A 16259-nucleotide genomic window follows, 5' to 3' on the forward strand; every position below is an offset into this window, starting at 1 on the left:
TTGAAAAAGGTACATTTCTATATTTTAGAAATGTACCTTTTGTCTACAATCTGAGGTTGTCCGAAAGGACAACCTCTTTTTATGCTTTTAATTTTATTACTGAATTAACTCGTATGGCCATTGCATTACTCCACCTATATTATAAACATCTGTAAATCCCATATCCATAAGAACCTCTTGTGCTATTCCACTTCTATGTCCACTTCTACAATAAACATATATCGTTTGCTCTTTCTTAATGTCCATCTCTTCAAAAGTATCTTCAACTTCCCCTAGTGGAATAAGTTCTGCTCCTTCTATATGTCCCATATTATACTCACCAACTTCTCTTACATCTACAAGTAATATATCTAAATTTTTATTTAAATTAATTTTTGCCTCTTGTGGTGTTAATTCTTTATATTCTAAACTTATCATAATATTTCACAGTTCCTTTCTATTTCTTAAATTCCTAACTATTATATATTAAAATAAATTTGTGAATTAATAAAGCATTTAACCTAATTATTTTTTACTTTATTCTAAATTAATTATTCTAAGTATTTTCTTTAGGGACCTCCTCTTCTATTTCCTCCCCTTCAATTAAAGTATTATCTTCAATTATCGGAGGTGTTATAGATTCTTCTGGTTCTGATGGGATTTCTTCAATTTCAGGTTTTGTTGGTTTTGTATCTGGCTCTTCTATCTCTGGCTCTTCTACTTCTGGCAGTATTATCTCTGGCTCTTCTGGTTGCTCTGGCTTTGGTGGGATTATCTCTGGCTCTTCTACTTCTGGTTTTGGTGGGATTATTTCTGGCTTTTCTATTTCCGGCTCCGGCTGTATTATTTCTGGTTTTATTTGTGGGATATTTGGCTGTTCTATTATTGGCTGTGAAACTTCTGGTACTACTTCTACCAGTTCTTCTTCATTATTAACTTCCTTCTCTACTATACCTTCTTTATTATCCTCATGCTTTATTTCTTTACCTATAAACTCTATATCATTAAACTCTCCAATGACTCCTATATCAATAATTGGATTTTTACTTACTAATAGCTTTTCTTCTTCAGCTATTGCACCTAAATATTCTTTAAAAAATTCAACTGGTAATTTTAATATACCCTCTTCCGATATTGCTTTTTTCATTTTAGGTACTACAAATCCATTTACCTCTACTTTCATAAATGGTATGTATTTCCCATTTATATATATTCCACGACCACCTTCAAATACCTCTAATATATTTATCTCTTCTGCTATACCAGATTTTAATTTTATTATATATTTATCTTTGAACTCACCTTCAACTTCTCCAAACTTAATTTCTTTTATTTCTTGTTCTCCACCAATTAAATAATTATACTCATTCATACTAACATAATCATTCTCTATATTTATCTCTAAACTATTTGCATATACTATAGTTGATATCCCTGTAACTATTATAGTACTAATTGCACCACATTTGACTATACTTTTAAAACTCATCAAATCCCCCCCTTACTTTATACTTTTTATAGTATTACTGCCATCATATAACCATTTTTTATTTTTATTTATAAATACTATGCTCTCACTATCAACCCCATATAAATCAAACTTTGCTTTATTTTCTTCTTTTATGTAGCCTGATATAAATTTACCGAGTGCATAAATACCATCTGATGTATTTACATTTGATTCTATAACTACTTCTAATGTTGTACCTTTTATTTCAACACTCTTAACTTCATAATCATATTCTAAGTATAAATCCTTATTTTCAACATCTTTTACTTCTTCCTCTTTTAATATTTCAAACTCAGTTTTTACTATTAAATTTTCTTTTACTTCTTCATTTTGTTTACCACAACTCATAAAAGTAAATGTTAAAAATAGCGCTAAACATCCTACTATTATCTTTTTCAATGCTAATTCCCCCTAATCTTTCTAATAAATATGAATCAAAATCCTTATTTTTAAACACACTATTAATAATCGTATAAAACTTATAACAATTAAGTTATTTATCTACTTTATTTCAAAAAATATGTAAATCTTTTTATATAGTTTGAATATTATATATTAGAAAAACTATAAGAAGAGGTGACTAATATGCTATCGAATTTTAATATTTCAAATATTACTGCACTTGTTGCAGGTTTATCTTTTGTCCTTGTTATTTCAAGCTTACTTTACTATACTTCTATATTAGTTAAATTGTTTTTAAATTTTCTTAAAATTAAATTTAAATGAAACTAAAAAAGTAGATGTACTAATTGCACACCTACTTTTTATTTTCATTCTACTTTATCAACTATATTTTCTTCTATAATACCTTTTTCTTCACTGTTATCTTCTACATGCATATTATATATTCTTTCTGAAATTTTTGCTGTAATCTCACAAGCAAGTGCTCCTGCATCTATTAAAAGTATACTATCATTTTCAATGTTAACATCTGTTGGGAGCTCCCCTACATCCTTAGTATACATAACCATAATATAATCTGTTCCACCATAAACTATACCTATATCATGATAATACCTATAATATGACCCTATTTTATGTGCTACCTTCTCATATGGAATATACTTGTCCATAGTTTTATGAAAAACTGTATTTTTTAAATGTTTTATAATTGTATTGTAATATGGATTGTCATCAGGATTTTCATATAAATGCTTCAATATTAGCATAGCCTGCTTTGCTGTTAAATGATTTGTTCCCTCAATCTTCACACCAGTTATTTTTTCCACATAACTTTTAATTGACATGCTTACATTTCTATTAAGCATTTTATATGCTATATTATCAGATGTAGTTATTGCAAGCTTTACCGCTTCTGCAACTGATACCTTTTCTATTTTTTTTCTATGTTGAAGACTTCCTGTCCCACCTTCATAATCTGTATTTTTATTATACGAGAGTATAGTATCTAAAGATAACTTACCATTATATACATCATCCATTACCATCATAACTAATGGAAGCTTTATTGTACTTGCTGCTCTAAACTCTTTGTCTTCATTTATTGAATACTCTACCTTTGTATCTAAATTATAATAATAAAATCCTATATTATCTCTATATTCTCTAGTTTCTTCTACTACTATTCGTTCTACTTTTTCCTGTTCTCTTTTCTTTGCTTCTTCTTTTTGAACTTTTATTTTAGCCTCTTCTATTACTTTCAAATCTTCAATAGATAAGTTTTTTTCTTCTTTTTCTAACTGACTTTCTTTTGAATTATCTATCCTCTTAGAATTCAATCCACATCCTACAAAAAACCCTACAAATCCTAAACACAGAGCTGTTATTAAAACTTTTCTCTTCATTCTCATCTGCTCCTAACTTAATACCTAATTTATATTCCTTTTAATTATATAATACTCATTGCATTTTTTATTTTATATTAATGTAAACTTATTTAACTTTATGCGTATATATGTATTAGTTAGCTTTTTATTTTATATATTTATACTTTTTTAACAATTATGTCTTGTTATATTAAGGTATAATTGTATTTATATATAACATAGTGTTTTGGAGGATATATCATGAAAAGTAAAATCAAAAACTTTTTAGGAATAAGTTTATTTACAATTCTATTTTTTGGGATAACTTTTGTACTCTACACATTTGTAGGTTCTAGTATCTTTGCATTATTCGGAGTAAAATTCACCTCTACTAAATATTTATTTTTCTTTATGTTACTTTTCTGCATCTTATCTACTGTGATTGAATTATTTACAGATGCTTTTGTTACAATTTTAACTGAATTTAGAAATCCAAATAAAAAATCCGAATTTATACTTAAATTATTTGTTTCTGTTTCAACTAAAACTATTTTATTCTTGATCTGTGATATGTTAATTGAAAATGTGACTTTAAGTTTTATATCTCCTATATTAACTAGCTTTATCCTATTTTTAATTGAATATAAGATAGAATCTAGTTTTGGTAATGAACAAAATAATGAGGGTAAAAACAATTTAGATGATGCTATAGATGACATGGAGAAAGAACTTAAAAATTTTGAAAAAGAACTTAAAAAAAATACTGATAAAGATAAAGATGATAAAAAAGAAAAATAGAGTAGATTCATATGTAGAATCTACTCTATTTTTTATATAAAACTGTATATTAATGAAAGTATACCAATTATTGATATTACAATACATAAATATAATTCCCATTTTTTTTCAAACATTTTTTGCTTATTTTCAATTGAGGTTATCACTATATAAATTATTCCAAGTGCATAGAATATAAATATTTTAGATAACCCTGCAAGTCCTGCTGTAGATAATGCATATAGACAAAATGTAATTGCTATCCCACCATATATGAAATGAGATACTTTTTTATTTTGAATTGCAAGTTTTACAAGATAAAGTGCTGAGAATATATATGGCATAAGAACCATAAGCGTTGCAAGACTTGTTATTTGTGAAAATGCATTACTTGCAAACATTGATAAAATAAATGCTATTTGCATTATAATAGCATTTACAACTAATGAATTAATTGCTGCTCCACTTTTTAACTCTTTTCCTAAAAATTTAGGAAAGACTTTATCTTTAGCTACACTCATAGGCACTTCTGCTGTTATTATAGTCCAAGCAACCCACGCTCCAAGAACTGATATAATAACACCAACATTTATCATAACTCTACCAAATGTACCATAAGTATCTCCAAGAACCCCAGCAAGTGCTGGACTTTGAAGTCCTTCTAAAGTACTTTGACTAAGTGCTCCAAAACTAAGCATTACAATAAGAATATAACATATAAGTGTAAATATATATCCTACTATAGTAGCTCTACCTACATCTTTAATATTTTTTGCTCTTCCTGAAATTACAACTGCCCCTTCAATCCCTGTAAATGTCCATACAGTGGCAAGAAGTCCATGTTTAACCTGAGAAAATATGCTTGAAACTGTAGATCCTCCTGTTGAGAATTCTTTAATTCCATAAAAATCTCTTGTAAACACATTAAGTTTAAAGCATAAAAATAAAAGTATAATTGCAAATATTACTGGTAGAATCTTAGCTATAGTTGCAATTGTATTAAGCTTATTTGCCACTGCCATACTTTTTGCAATTATAAATAATATTCCCCAAATCATCACAACTGATATTATAACACCCGTTAAAGTTCCCATCCCTCCCATTTGAGGAAAGAAACTATGTAGTGCAAATATAAATAATACAATATATGATGTATTTCCAAGCAAATGACTTAACCAATAGCCCCACGCTGAGTTAAATCCAATATACTTACCAAAACCAACTTTAGAATATGTATAAATACCATCCTTCAATTCTGGTTTTAAATTTGATAAAGTTTGAAAAACCTTACCAACAAAGAACATACCAAGTCCCGTTATAGACCATGCTATTATAGCTGAGAATGGTCTACCTGACCTTGCCATTTCTGCTGGAAGCTCAAAAACTCCACCACCTATCATAGAACCTACAACCATTGCTATAAGCCCAAGTAGTCCAACTTTTTTTTCCAACTGTAAGTGCCCCCTTTTATCTTTTGTTTATTTAATTTTTTATCATTAAATTTAATAATTATCTGTTAAGATTGTAACATATTAATTAATTGTTGTATATTATTTGTATTTTTTTCTAATTTTTCGTTAGCATTTATCATTTTACTAATTTTTCTATAAAGATTAGTATTTTAAATCTCTATCTAGTACTAATTTAATAAATCTACTCATCACTTTTTTTCTTTATCATAACCTCTTTACATAGACACTAAATACCCTTAGCTATATAATCACTTAGTATGTGTAACCATATAAATTCACTATAAGGAGAAATATAGTTTAGCTATATAAATATTATGAGCAAACTTAATAAAGGTATATTACTTCTTTTAATTAGTTCACTAGGCTATGCTGGTATGAGCTTTTTTATCAAACTAGCTGGAAATGATATACCTATAATTCAAAAAATATTTTTTAGAAACTTACTTACATTTTTTATTGCAATTTACTTTGTAATAAAAAAACATGATTCCTTCATAGGGCATCATGGTAATAGAAAAATTTTATTACTTCGTGGTGTAATTGGTACCTTTGGTGCTCTTGCAAATTTTTATGGTGTAGAGCACCTCCTATTACCTAATGCTGTTATTCTAAATCAGCTTGGTCCATTCTTTATAATAATTTTAAGTTTTGTATTTTTAAAAGAAAAAATCAAAAAATTCCAAATAGGAGCACTAGTAATAGCCTTTCTTGGAATTATTGTTATAATTGGTCCTTCTGGTGGTGGAGATTTAACGGCAAGTTTTGTAGAAATACTTGGTGCTATTTCTATAGGTATTGTATTTACATGTATAAGGTATCTTAGTGATAAAGAAAGCCCTCAAACTATTGTTTTTTGGTTTTCTGCAATGTCAATATTCGCAAGCTTACCGTTTGTAATATTTGATTATCACTATATGAACTTCACTCAAGTTATCTATTTACTACTTGCAGGAGTTTGTACTGTATTTGGTCAATTTGGTGCAACACTTGCTTACAAATTTGCACCTGCTAAGGATATTTCTATATTTGGATATAGCCAAGTTCTTTTTGCAACACTCCTATCAGCAATATTCTTTGATGCACTTCCAACTAAAATTAATGCAATTGGATATGCTGTTGTTATAGGTGCTGCACTTATAAGTTTTATCTTTTCAAGACGCGATCGCTTAAAAAATTAAAATAACCGGATAGACTTTATTGCTATGAATTTTATCCACTTATTTTAAAAAATATTTTTAGAAAAGGGAAATGTTGCATAACATTGCCCTTTTCTTTGTATAATTATAAAATTTTCATTGTTTTTCAACATATTTCTCTCTTTTTTTACAAAATTTATAGTTTGTTTTCTTTCTTTTTAGATGAATTTATATAAAGATTAAATAGAGACTAATAAATTTTATTTTAAGGGAGGACTTTCAAATTGATAAATTTCAAATATAAATTCAAGTTCTATGTTAATGCAAAACATAACGTTACAATAAACTCCAAAAAATCTAATATACATCCTCATACTTGGGAAGTTATTACTTTCCTTTCTGTAAGTAAAACTGAAATTATAAATTTTTCAGAATTCGAAAATAATTTAACTCATTACTTTGAAGCTTTTGAAGGGAAATATCTAAATGATTTAAAAAGTTTTGAAAATATAGAGCCTACAATGGAGCATATGGCTTGTATATTTTTCAATGAAATATCAGCACTTATTGAAAATAAAGATTTCAATCTAGAAACTATTGAAATAAGTGAAAATCCAACTAGAACTTATATTATTTCTAGTATAGATGATTAATATGTTAAATTTAATTATATTTTTATTATGTATCTTTATATGGATTTATCTGCTACGTATGTTCCACAAATTAAAAATGATAGCATTTGAATTTTTTACTGGTTCAATTGGACTATTTTTAATATCTATTATCTTTTTTAGAAAACCTTTAGAAGTACTTATGAGTAAAATTTTATTTTATTTCCTTAATATAATAACTTCTATAACAGGTTTATTTGATTCTTTTTCTGATGTAGGTACGGTTCTTATAAATACTAATAATGGGATAATTTCTATGAACTTAACTTATGAATGTTCTGGTGTTATAGAAATCTTAGTATTTTTATCACTAGCACTCTTTTTCCCATTTAAAAATAAGCTTAGAGGTTCTTTACTAACACTCTCTGGTTTTAGTGCACTTATCATATCGAATATTTTAAGAATAGTATTTATAGCAGGTATTTCTAAATACTTTGGTATTTATAGCTATTCTATAACTCATATGATTTTTGCTAGGATTTTTTTCTTTATTTTAACTATTAGTATTTACTATTTCGTATTTACAAAAACACATTTAAAAGAATATACATTTGGGGGTGTTAGTGTTGAACACTCAAACTAATATATTTTTATTTATAGGTGCATGGATTATAATTCCTTTAATACTTGATATTATTTTCAACCTTTATAGTGCACTTTCCATACTAATTAAAAGAAAAAAAGAAGATATTAAACTTGAATATTATCCTTACATCTCAATTGTAGTTCCTGTTTATAATACATCTAGAAGTCTTGGAAACTGTATTGATTCTATAATAGGACAAAACTATCCTTTAGATAAAATAGAACTACTCCTTGTAGATAATGGTTCTACTGATAATTCACATGATGTTTTTATAGAAAAACAAAGTACTTCAAAAATAAGAATGTGGTGGCTTGAATCTAAGAATGGAAGAGGCATCGCCTTAAATAAAGGTGTTTATCTATCTAATGGAAAATATATTTTCAACATAGACTCTGATGGAATTTTACATAAAGATGCTATTTTAAACTGTGTAATAAAACTTGAAAATTCACCAGAAACAATAGCTTTAACAGGAAGTGTTTTAACTAATTATAAGCAAATTAAGGAAACAAAAGGATTTTTTAAAAAACTTCTCCAAAAATTCGAATTATTTGAGTATGGAGAATCTTTTCTTATAGGTCGTGCTTTTCAATCACAAACTAACTCTATATTTAATATAGCTGGTGCTTTTTCTGTTTTTAGAAAAGAAACTATACTAAAAACTCAACTTTATAACAAAGATACTATTGGAGAGGATGCACATATGACATCCCAAATCAGAAAGTTTATTAAAGGTAAAATTGAGCTTTGTAGTAGTGCCTACATCTTTGTTGAACCAATAGATGATTTTGATACACTATATAAACAAAGGCAAAGATGGCAAATTGGAGAAATTGAAGTTGCTAGTCTTTTTAGAGAAAAAAAAGGGAATAAAAAAGGATTTAATATTTTAAAAACTGCACTTTTAAAAGACCACACACTTTTATTTCCAAGACTTATATGGGTATTTGCAACTATTTATTTGATATTCTCTAGTTATCCTATTCAAATATTTATTATAGCTAATATCATTTTGTATTCACTATATATGCTTATGTCTTTTATGAATTTTTTTATAATAAAATTATTTTTAAAGGAAACTGATGAGCTTAAATCATTTTTAAATAAAAATTTCTTTATTTCTATACTAATGCCTTTTTATAGAAGTTTAACTTTTGGCATTAGGGCTATTGGTATATTAAATTCTTATGAGAACTCTACTTCTTGGAATAGAAAATCTCTTAGTGATGAGTTTAAGGAAATTAAAAACTATATATTTAGAAAAAATAAGGGGAAAACAAATGAAAGCACTTAAAATATTTTTTGCTAGTATTATAATAAACCTATTATGTACCACTCCAGCTTTTGCTAGTGAAATTATACTTGATGGGAATTTTTCTGATTGGAACAATAAAGTTGGTTTAACTGATGTTGCTGGTGATTCCTCTAATTCTGATGAAGACTTAAAGTCAATGAAGTATTATTCTGATGGTCAGACACTTTACTTTTATTTTGAACGATATGACCTGACAAATCCTTATTGGGATATACAACTTATATTCTTTAATGGGACAGGGCATCTAGGTTCTCATTATACGCCTTGGGATAATCCAAAAGATAGCTTTAACTGGAAAAATATAATGGCCACAACAGTTACTGTAAATGTAAGTAAAAGTAGAACTTCAAGTAATAAACCTAAAATTACAACAAACCTTGGTGGAAGTTTTGATTCTTCATCACAAGATGGTCGTGAAATTGAATTTTCTATACCATTAAAATCAATAGGTCTTGTTGATAAAGAAATTCAGTTTGCAGCTAAATCTGATCCATCTGCTTATGCACCTAATATAGATTGGATACCTGAGAATGGTCCTATAATTATAGTTGATGGTCCTATCTTTGGGAATTTATCTTTCATATTTATAATATTAATATTTTTATTTATAGGAAACTTAAGTATTATAAATCTAAAAAAACAAAGAAATATAGTCTAACTATGAGAAAGTACAAAGTCTAGTATAAATTACTTTGTACTTCTCTATCTTCTGTTAATTTTATATGCTTTTTAAGATTTCTTATTTTACTAAAATATGTTTTTTTGAATTTTTACTATAAATATACAAATACTACTATAAATGTATTTATTCTATATAATCAAATAATTTATAATAAGTTTATATTTATACTTTAATAAATGTAGACCTATTATAAATTTTAGCATTAAATTATATAAAAAACTCAAATATTTTTCTACCTCTACTTTATAGATTTAATAAATTCATATTCATATTTCTATTAAATTTATATATATTCTTTTAATTTAAGCATTAAATTTATTATAAGCAAAAAATAAGACTACTAAAATTATGAATTTGATACTTTTATGCTTCTTTCTATTAAAAAATTTCAAATTAGTTTTATTTTCGTTACTCTCAAGACTTCTAATAGTAATAAAGTTTGCTATTATATTACTTCTATGGGTTTGTATATAAAGCTATTTAATGTTAAATTTTAATAGTAATCTCATACTAAATAACTAATAAAATAATAAAGTTTTAGAATAAATATAACTTTATTGTTTTAAATATGTTCATTTAAAATGAAATCAAACTTAATGTGTAATATGAAAAATATTATACTAATTATTCAATTTGTTAGCATAGCAAGTAAATATTATTTAACTTTGAATTAAGTTCAAAGCCTGTTGTATTTAATTCTAATATTGAACTAACCTGGTTCAATAAGTTTTATTAATATTTTCAGCGTAAATAACTAAATTAGCATATTATTTTTCAGATTATATAATATGTAGTTACCTTAATTAGGCTATGCCCTACAATTTAAATTTTACAAATTTTTGTTAGAATGACTGTAATCTGAAATTAGATTATTAAACCTAATAGTTTAATTTCTAAATTACATAAAATTCTTATAAATTTTGTAACCCTATAAATTTATAGCTACTCCTACATTGCTATAAATTTTGATTTACTATATTAATATAGTTACTATTATAAGTTTTATTCGTGAATAAACAGGAGATAGCCTTAACCTAGCTATCTCCTGTTTTCTTTTATAATTATTGTTTTGTTGTTTTTTTAAGCTTGAACTTCATCATAAGAGTATCCATAATTACTCTTATATCTATTTTACCTACCTCAAAACTTGATAAATCTATTTTTAATGGTTCTAAGTCATAATTATTTAAATTTGTTATATCAAATTCCTCTTCTATATTTCCTTGCGTAATTACAATATATGCACTTCCACTTTTTTGACTATAATTAACTAATACCTTTTCAAACTCTGGATTTTCAATATCATATACTACAGACCTATCAGATACTTCTCTAACTGACCTTTTAGTCCATTTTTCATCAGTTTGATTTTCTAAACTTGCAAAAGAATAACCACTATCAATATACTTACCTTTATCTAAAAAACTTGCCTTTACATCAACACTTGAACTACTAGTTGTAACCATTTGAAATGATGCAAACCCTATCATTCCTACTATGAAAATCAAAAATACTAGCACTATTCCTTTTACTAAGTTTACTATAATTTTATTAGTTTTTTTATCCTTTTTTATTAACTCACTATTATCAACCTCTAATATAGCACCACAGTAATTACAAAATTTAGATATTATATCTATCTTTTCTCCACAGTTCTCACATTCTATTTGTCGATTTTTTCTACCAACTAAAAGATATATTATAAACCCTATAAATGCTTGATTAACTAGTAATGTTACCACAGCCCAAAAAAAGGCATTTGCCCCTCTTCTTTTTGCATCTTTATAAACCCATACTGTAACTCCTATAAGTAAAGTTAAAACTAAAATTGCTATTATAAATGCTATTATTGGCATAAACATTATTATAAAGTCTATCATAATCTTGCCTCCTCTTTTAAATTAAATTTAAACATTCCTAAAACTGTTAGTAAAAATACTATCACAAATCCTATTCTTGTGGTTTGTACAATCTCAAAGATTACTTTATTTAGTATATAATTATCTGTTACTACCATAATAGCTAAAAAACTAACTGCAATAACTGATAATGTTGCTCCAAAAAGTGGCACCCACCATATAGACATCCCTCTTTTATTATCCTTCTCTCTCATTGCTCTTTTAAGATTACACTTATCTAAATTTGATACTGTTTCTATTTGAGCAAAACTTGCTTTTATAATTTCATCTATATCATCTTTTTGCACTTTCCTGCCTCCTTTAACATACTTTCTTTAACTAAACTTCTACCCTTATTTAATCTACTTTTCACAGTTCCTTTTGGAATACCTAAAATATTTGAAATTTCCTCTATACTCATTTCAAGATTATAAAACATTATAATTGGAATCCTGATTTTATCATTCATATTTGCAATTATACTTCCTACAATATTTTTTTCTTCTTCTTTTATGTAGTCACTCTCTATATCTGTCATATCAATATTTTTTTCTACATAATCTTTATCATCAGAACTTATGAAAAATGCTATTTTATTTCTTATAGCTTGCTTTCTCTTTTGATTTTTCCAGAGCTTTATTGAAATTCCTACAATATAATTTTTTGCTGTTTTTACTTCTATTTTTTCTTGAATCTCTACAGCTTTCAAAAAAGTGTTTTGATATAACTCTTGTGCTAGATTTTTATCTCTTGTGAGTTTTAAACAAAAACTATATATATAATCTCCATATTCATCTATGAGCTTTTCAAGTTCCCTACAATTCACTAAAAGCCCCCCTTCTTATATCACTATTGTCCTCGCCCTCAAAAAGGTTCATTTTTTTCTTTTTTTCAATATAATACCACTTGTAATGGTTTATATTTTATTTTTTCATATTTTTTTCTTTATTTTAATTGATTATCTATAAAATAGATGTTACCATTATTTTACATTAATCATAAAAATAAATATTTAGAAGGAAGTTTGGTTAGATTCCAACACAGTCCCGCTACAGTAATGGGTATTTTATTGCCATAAGTCTGGTCTTTCTTAAAATGTCAAACCTCGAGGCAAGGTTTGCTTTTAATTCTGTGAGCCTCTTTGGCTCTTTTTTTTCGCCTCAAAATTTAAGGGGGAATAATAAACTATGAAAAAAAAAATTTTAGCTACACTACTAAGTTTTACAATCTTATCACCACTTAGCTCTGTTATATTTAGTCCGTTAAATACAATAGTCTTTGCACAAGAAAAACTTACTGTGGAAGAGGAATTAACACCTTATAAGGTTAGACAAGATATGGATAGTATCGCGAAGTATTTAAAAGAAAATGATTCTTATCCTTCATCTTGGGTAGGTTGGACTAGAGCTAGACTAGAAGAGGATATTAACAAACATGAAGCTATTCAAAAAATAATAGGAGATTTATATGATGATGTTGGAAACAATGCAGAAATAACTCATGTAGGTGATTTATCTAGAATTACAATACTTGTAAGGTCCATGGGAGAAATGCCAACTCAATTTAGAAGACCTGGTTCTATTGATAATGGAAGAGATTTAGCACCTTATTATGTTAATATGCCAGAGTCTAATTATATAGATAGACCAAATATAGCTTGTTGGCTATTACTTGGATTAAACAATTTTAATGATTTTAATTTTAATAGAAAAAATTTACATGATTTGCGTGAAAAATTAATTAATAACTTAGTTGAAAGTGTTGCTACTGACCATGGTGGTTGGGGATTATCTAATGGTTCTTCTAAAGCTGGTATTGATGTTACAGGAATGGTTTTAGCTTCACTTGCTCCTTATAGTGATAGACCAGAGGTTAAAGACGCTATAGATAAAGGGGTATCTTTTATGCGCCAAGTAAGAGGTAATGATGTTATTATGGAATATAATAATTCAATGTCTATCGCTATGATGATTTGGGGATTATCTGAAGTAGGTATTGATGTCATGGATGGTTCTTGGGACTATAATGGAACTAACCCAATGGAAGATTTATATGAATACAAAATAGGTAATAACTTTGAATGGCATATTGGCGAAGGTGCTGATAGTTGGGCTGACATGCAAGTACATTTTACTCTAATTTCTTATGTTGCAATGAGAAGTGGGCGTAGAATTTCTGATTTTAATGATTATTGGACATATGCAGACTTACCTGCTGAAGAAAATCCACAGCCACCTATTGAGCCCGAACTACCTTGTGAGCATATAGATGAAAATAAAGATAACATTTGTGATATTTGTGATGAAGAACTAGAAGATACTGAAAAACCTATGCCACCTGTAGATCCTGAAAAACCAGACCCTCCTATTGATCCTGAAAAACCAGATATTAATGAGGGGGATACTGATAATTCAACTACCGATAATAGTACAACTAATAATACTAGCACAACTAACAATACGACTCATAATACCACCAATACAACAAATAGTACTACAAGCAATAAAAGTGAGAGTAGTAAAACTGAAAATAATACAAGCACTCCTGCAAATATGCAAGTACAAAAAGAAACTGCAAGTGCTTCTAACCCAGCTAAAACAGAACAACTTTTACTTTCTGCACCACCAAGTATTGACCCTAACTTTATAAAAACCGGACTTGCTATCGCTGGAATAATAGCACTCTCCCTTGCTACACTTGCAATCACATCAATAATACAAGTAATTCCAAGGAGTAAAAACGATGACTAAAAAACTTATTACCATTATTAGCATTACATCATTTATAATAATTGCCGCTTTTATTACTATTGGAATTTTAAATATGCCCGTTTCTAAACCTACTTTTATTTCTAAAAGTAATGCTATAGCAAAGCAAACTATGGATACTCCTGATAATACTGATATATCTAAAGATGAAATTATAAAAGAAGATTCACCATCTAATTTAAATACTGAAAATAATTCTAATAAAGATAATCCTTCAAATGAAAATAACTCAAATACAAATAATACTATAACTTCAGATAATAATACTACTAATGAAAATAATAGTACCACCGAAAATATAGTATCTGAAAGATTTATAACAGTATCTTTAACAGGTGTAAATAATAACAATATAGGAACTTATAAAGTAGAAATTGATGATACTATAAGTGTATTTGAAGCTACAGAAAAAGCTTTTTCTAAAAATAATATAAATATAAAATCTAGAGGAATAAGAATGACTAAATATGTTTATTCAATAAATGGTCTAGCTGAATTTGATCATGGTGGAAGTTCTGGCTGGATGTATAAAGTAAATGGTGTTTTTCCAAATAAAAGTTGCGGTTCTTTTGATGTATACCCTAACGATATGATTCATTGGGTTTATACCCTTGATGGTGGAAAAGATGTTGGTGCAAGATGAAATTCTTTAAAACAAGGGAAATAGCCCTTATAGGTATGTTATCTGCCTTTAATATAGCATCTAGAGTAACTCTTCAATTTCTGCCTAATATAAAACCTGTAACTTCTATAATTATAATGGTATCAATAATTTTTGGTCCGACTTTTGGAATTGCAGTTGCTGTAGTCACAACTATAGTATCTAATATGCTACTTGGAATGGGAACTTGGACAATTTTTCAAATTCTTGCATGGTCAATGATAGCACTCCTTGCAGGACTCCTTGGAAAAGGCCTTAGAACTCTACCTATATTTTGGATGGCTCTCTTCTCTGCTATTTGCGGGTTTATCTTTGGATTCTTTGTTTCCTTAGATAAGCTACTCATTGCAGGTCCTGGTGCTTTTCTTGCTTATTACTTTGCAGGACTATCCTTTGATATGTTACACGCAATAGGCAACTTTGCTTTTTATCTTATATGTGCACCAATTTTTATTCCAATTCTAAAAAAACAAAAAAATCTTATTGCACTAAATAAAACAAAAGACTACTCCTAAAACGTAATTTGAATTATTTATGTTAAATAAGAAAAAAGGTAGTAGAAATATCTACCACCTTTAAAATTATAAAATTTGGAAAGTTTATTTTAATTCACAACAATTTTCTGCTGCACACTTAGTATTATCTAACGCTTCATCAACACAACAAAGTGATTCTTTAATCTTTTCTTTGTCTGATGACTCACAAGCACATGCTAACGCTTTCTCTAAGTGTTTTTTTGAACACTCTAAATCTTCCACTGATGATGTTAAGTTTTGTTTAATATTTTCCATTAATAAAAACCTCCGTTTGATTTAATTTGTTTGCTTCAATAATATCTTGTGCTAAATCAAATAAATAATACATGGTAATTTATAAGTTAAATAGATTTATTTAATTTATAAAGCAATTTTTTCAAATTTTGTAGAAGTTACTTGTATAATATTGCATTAAATAAAATAAAAAACTATTCATAAATACCTCTTTCCTGAATTATTCACCGAATGTATTTTAAATAAAAATTTTTGATAAAATACATTC

18 protein-coding genes and 1 riboswitch are annotated in these 16259 nt (G+C 27.3%); of the genes, 9 read left to right on the plus strand and 9 right to left on the minus strand.

What is annotated here, in order from left to right; all coding sequences use genetic code 11:
- Nucleotides 1-96 precede the first annotated feature (96 nt).
- The 4 genes from Q0V24_RS15385 to Q0V24_RS15400 form a co-directional block, all read right to left on the minus strand.
- Complete coding sequence (locus Q0V24_RS15385) at nucleotides 97-417, minus strand: rhodanese-like domain-containing protein (protein WP_297522774.1); 321 nt, start codon at nucleotides 415-417, stop codon at nucleotides 97-99.
- 118 nt (nucleotides 418-535) lie between these two features.
- On the minus strand, nucleotides 536-1468 hold the full coding sequence (locus Q0V24_RS15390) for a hypothetical protein (RefSeq protein WP_297522775.1): 933 nt from the start codon (nucleotides 1466-1468) through the stop codon (nucleotides 536-538).
- 12 nt (nucleotides 1469-1480) lie between these two features.
- Nucleotides 1481-1888 carry a hypothetical protein gene (locus tag Q0V24_RS15395; RefSeq protein WP_297522777.1) on the minus strand — a complete coding sequence of 136 codons (408 nt, stop codon included), beginning with the start codon at nucleotides 1886-1888 and terminating at the stop codon, nucleotides 1481-1483.
- 371 nt (nucleotides 1889-2259) lie between these two features.
- Entirely contained in the window at nucleotides 2260-3294 is a 1035-nt protein-coding gene (locus Q0V24_RS15400) for a serine hydrolase (protein WP_297522779.1), read from the minus strand.
- A 222-nt stretch (nucleotides 3295-3516) separates the two neighbouring features.
- Between Q0V24_RS15400 and Q0V24_RS15405 the strand changes: the two genes are divergently transcribed.
- Nucleotides 3517-4053 (plus strand): YrvL family regulatory protein, encoded by a 537-nt coding sequence (locus Q0V24_RS15405; protein WP_297522781.1) that lies wholly within the window; start codon nucleotides 3517-3519, stop codon nucleotides 4051-4053.
- A gap of 32 nt (nucleotides 4054-4085) precedes the next feature.
- On the opposite strand, the gene Q0V24_RS15410 is transcribed toward Q0V24_RS15405, so the two are convergent.
- A complete protein-coding gene (locus Q0V24_RS15410; protein WP_297522783.1) occupies nucleotides 4086-5483 on the minus strand; it encodes a basic amino acid/polyamine antiporter in 1398 nt (465 codons plus the stop codon).
- A 335-nt stretch (nucleotides 5484-5818) separates the two neighbouring features.
- Here Q0V24_RS15410 and Q0V24_RS15415 point away from each other — a divergent pair, with 335 nt between their 5' ends.
- The 5 genes from Q0V24_RS15415 (at nucleotide 5819) to Q0V24_RS15435 (ending at nucleotide 9870) form a co-directional block, all read left to right on the plus strand.
- Complete coding sequence (locus tag Q0V24_RS15415) at nucleotides 5819-6682, plus strand: DMT family transporter (RefSeq protein ID WP_297522784.1); 864 nt, start codon at nucleotides 5819-5821, stop codon at nucleotides 6680-6682.
- 242 nt (nucleotides 6683-6924) lie between these two features.
- A complete protein-coding gene (locus tag Q0V24_RS15420) occupies nucleotides 6925-7293 on the plus strand; it encodes a 6-carboxytetrahydropterin synthase (protein WP_297522786.1) in 369 nt (122 codons plus the stop codon).
- Nucleotide 7294: 1 nt separating this feature from the next.
- The gene (xrtG, locus tag Q0V24_RS15425) at nucleotides 7295-7894 is read left to right on the plus strand and encodes an exosortase family protein XrtG (protein WP_297522803.1); all 600 of its coding nucleotides are present in this window, start codon (nucleotides 7295-7297) and stop codon (nucleotides 7892-7894) included.
- Nucleotides 7878-9191 carry a TIGR03111 family XrtG-associated glycosyltransferase gene (locus Q0V24_RS15430; protein ID WP_297522787.1) on the plus strand — a complete coding sequence of 438 codons (1314 nt, stop codon included), beginning with the start codon at nucleotides 7878-7880 and terminating at the stop codon, nucleotides 9189-9191. Before xrtG ends, Q0V24_RS15430 begins: the two co-directional genes overlap by 17 nt.
- Nucleotides 9178-9870: a hypothetical protein gene (locus Q0V24_RS15435; RefSeq protein WP_297522789.1), complete on the plus strand. Its 693-nt coding sequence runs from the start codon at nucleotides 9178-9180 to the stop codon at nucleotides 9868-9870. Before Q0V24_RS15430 ends, Q0V24_RS15435 begins: the two co-directional genes overlap by 14 nt.
- Before the next feature lie 1085 nt (nucleotides 9871-10955).
- On the opposite strand, the gene Q0V24_RS15440 is transcribed toward Q0V24_RS15435, so the two are convergent.
- From Q0V24_RS15440 to Q0V24_RS15450, 3 genes are read right to left on the minus strand one after another with little or no spacing between them, the layout of a single operon-like run.
- On the minus strand, nucleotides 10956-11774 hold the full coding sequence (locus tag Q0V24_RS15440) for a zinc ribbon domain-containing protein (protein ID WP_297522790.1): 819 nt from the start codon (nucleotides 11772-11774) through the stop codon (nucleotides 10956-10958).
- Nucleotides 11771-12100 (minus strand): hypothetical protein, encoded by a 330-nt coding sequence (locus tag Q0V24_RS15445; RefSeq protein ID WP_297522792.1) that lies wholly within the window; start codon nucleotides 12098-12100, stop codon nucleotides 11771-11773. The genes Q0V24_RS15440 and Q0V24_RS15445 overlap by 4 nt, the downstream gene beginning before the upstream one ends.
- The gene (locus Q0V24_RS15450) at nucleotides 12082-12618 is read right to left on the minus strand and encodes a sigma-70 family RNA polymerase sigma factor (protein WP_297522793.1); all 537 of its coding nucleotides are present in this window, start codon (nucleotides 12616-12618) and stop codon (nucleotides 12082-12084) included. Before Q0V24_RS15450 ends, Q0V24_RS15445 begins: the two co-directional genes overlap by 19 nt.
- A 170-nt stretch (nucleotides 12619-12788) precedes the next feature.
- A riboswitch (adenosylcobalamin (AdoCbl) riboswitch) is annotated at nucleotides 12789-12915 on the plus strand.
- Between the two features lie 64 nt (nucleotides 12916-12979).
- Here Q0V24_RS15450 and Q0V24_RS15455 point away from each other — a divergent pair.
- Genes Q0V24_RS15455 through Q0V24_RS15465 form a run of 3 tightly spaced genes read left to right on the plus strand, consistent with a single transcriptional unit; the run spans nucleotide 12980 to nucleotide 15736 of the window.
- Nucleotides 12980-14542, plus strand: a complete 1563-nt coding sequence (locus tag Q0V24_RS15455) for a hypothetical protein (RefSeq protein ID WP_297522795.1) — start codon at nucleotides 12980-12982, stop codon at nucleotides 14540-14542.
- Nucleotides 14535-15203, plus strand: coding sequence for a DUF4430 domain-containing protein (locus Q0V24_RS15460; protein ID WP_297522797.1), 669 nt, complete (start codon nucleotides 14535-14537; stop codon nucleotides 15201-15203). The genes Q0V24_RS15455 and Q0V24_RS15460 overlap by 8 nt, the downstream gene beginning before the upstream one ends.
- Nucleotides 15200-15736, plus strand: coding sequence for an ECF transporter S component (locus Q0V24_RS15465; RefSeq protein WP_297522799.1), 537 nt, complete (start codon nucleotides 15200-15202; stop codon nucleotides 15734-15736). The genes Q0V24_RS15460 and Q0V24_RS15465 overlap by 4 nt, the downstream gene beginning before the upstream one ends.
- 84 nt (nucleotides 15737-15820) lie before the next feature.
- Here Q0V24_RS15465 and Q0V24_RS15470 read toward each other — a convergent pair whose 3' ends face one another.
- A complete protein-coding gene (locus Q0V24_RS15470) occupies nucleotides 15821-16012 on the minus strand; it encodes a hypothetical protein (RefSeq protein WP_297522801.1) in 192 nt (63 codons plus the stop codon).
- Nucleotides 16013-16259 lie beyond the last annotated feature (247 nt).

It is taken from the genome of uncultured Clostridium sp., from assembly GCF_947039605.1.
Lineage (GTDB): Bacteria > Bacillota > Clostridia > Clostridiales > Clostridiaceae > Sarcina.

Bases quoted from the DNA above. Each gene is read 5' to 3' on its own strand.
- Q0V24_RS15455 (WP_297522795.1), top strand. From the start codon at position 12,980: ATGAAAAAAAAAATTTTAGCTACACTACTAAGTTTTACAATCTTATCA.
- Q0V24_RS15470 (WP_297522801.1), bottom strand. From the start codon at position 16,012: ATGGAAAATATTAAACAAAACTTAACATCATCAGTGGAAGATTTAGAG.
- xrtG (WP_297522803.1), top strand. From the start codon at position 7,295: ATGTTAAATTTAATTATATTTTTATTATGTATCTTTATATGGATTTAT.
- Q0V24_RS15465 (WP_297522799.1), top strand. From the start codon at position 15,200: ATGAAATTCTTTAAAACAAGGGAAATAGCCCTTATAGGTATGTTATCT.
- Q0V24_RS15415 (WP_297522784.1), top strand. From the start codon at position 5,819: ATGAGCAAACTTAATAAAGGTATATTACTTCTTTTAATTAGTTCACTA.
- Q0V24_RS15460 (WP_297522797.1), top strand. From the start codon at position 14,535: ATGACTAAAAAACTTATTACCATTATTAGCATTACATCATTTATAATA.
- Q0V24_RS15390 (WP_297522775.1), bottom strand. From the start codon at position 1,468: ATGAGTTTTAAAAGTATAGTCAAATGTGGTGCAATTAGTACTATAATA.
- Q0V24_RS15435 (WP_297522789.1), top strand. From the start codon at position 9,178: ATGAAAGCACTTAAAATATTTTTTGCTAGTATTATAATAAACCTATTA.
- Q0V24_RS15400 (WP_297522779.1), bottom strand. From the start codon at position 3,294: ATGAAGAGAAAAGTTTTAATAACAGCTCTGTGTTTAGGATTTGTAGGG.
- Q0V24_RS15440 (WP_297522790.1), bottom strand. From the start codon at position 11,774: ATGATAGACTTTATAATAATGTTTATGCCAATAATAGCATTTATAATA.
- Q0V24_RS15405 (WP_297522781.1), top strand. From the start codon at position 3,517: ATGAAAAGTAAAATCAAAAACTTTTTAGGAATAAGTTTATTTACAATT.
- Q0V24_RS15385 (WP_297522774.1), bottom strand. From the start codon at position 417: ATGATAAGTTTAGAATATAAAGAATTAACACCACAAGAGGCAAAAATT.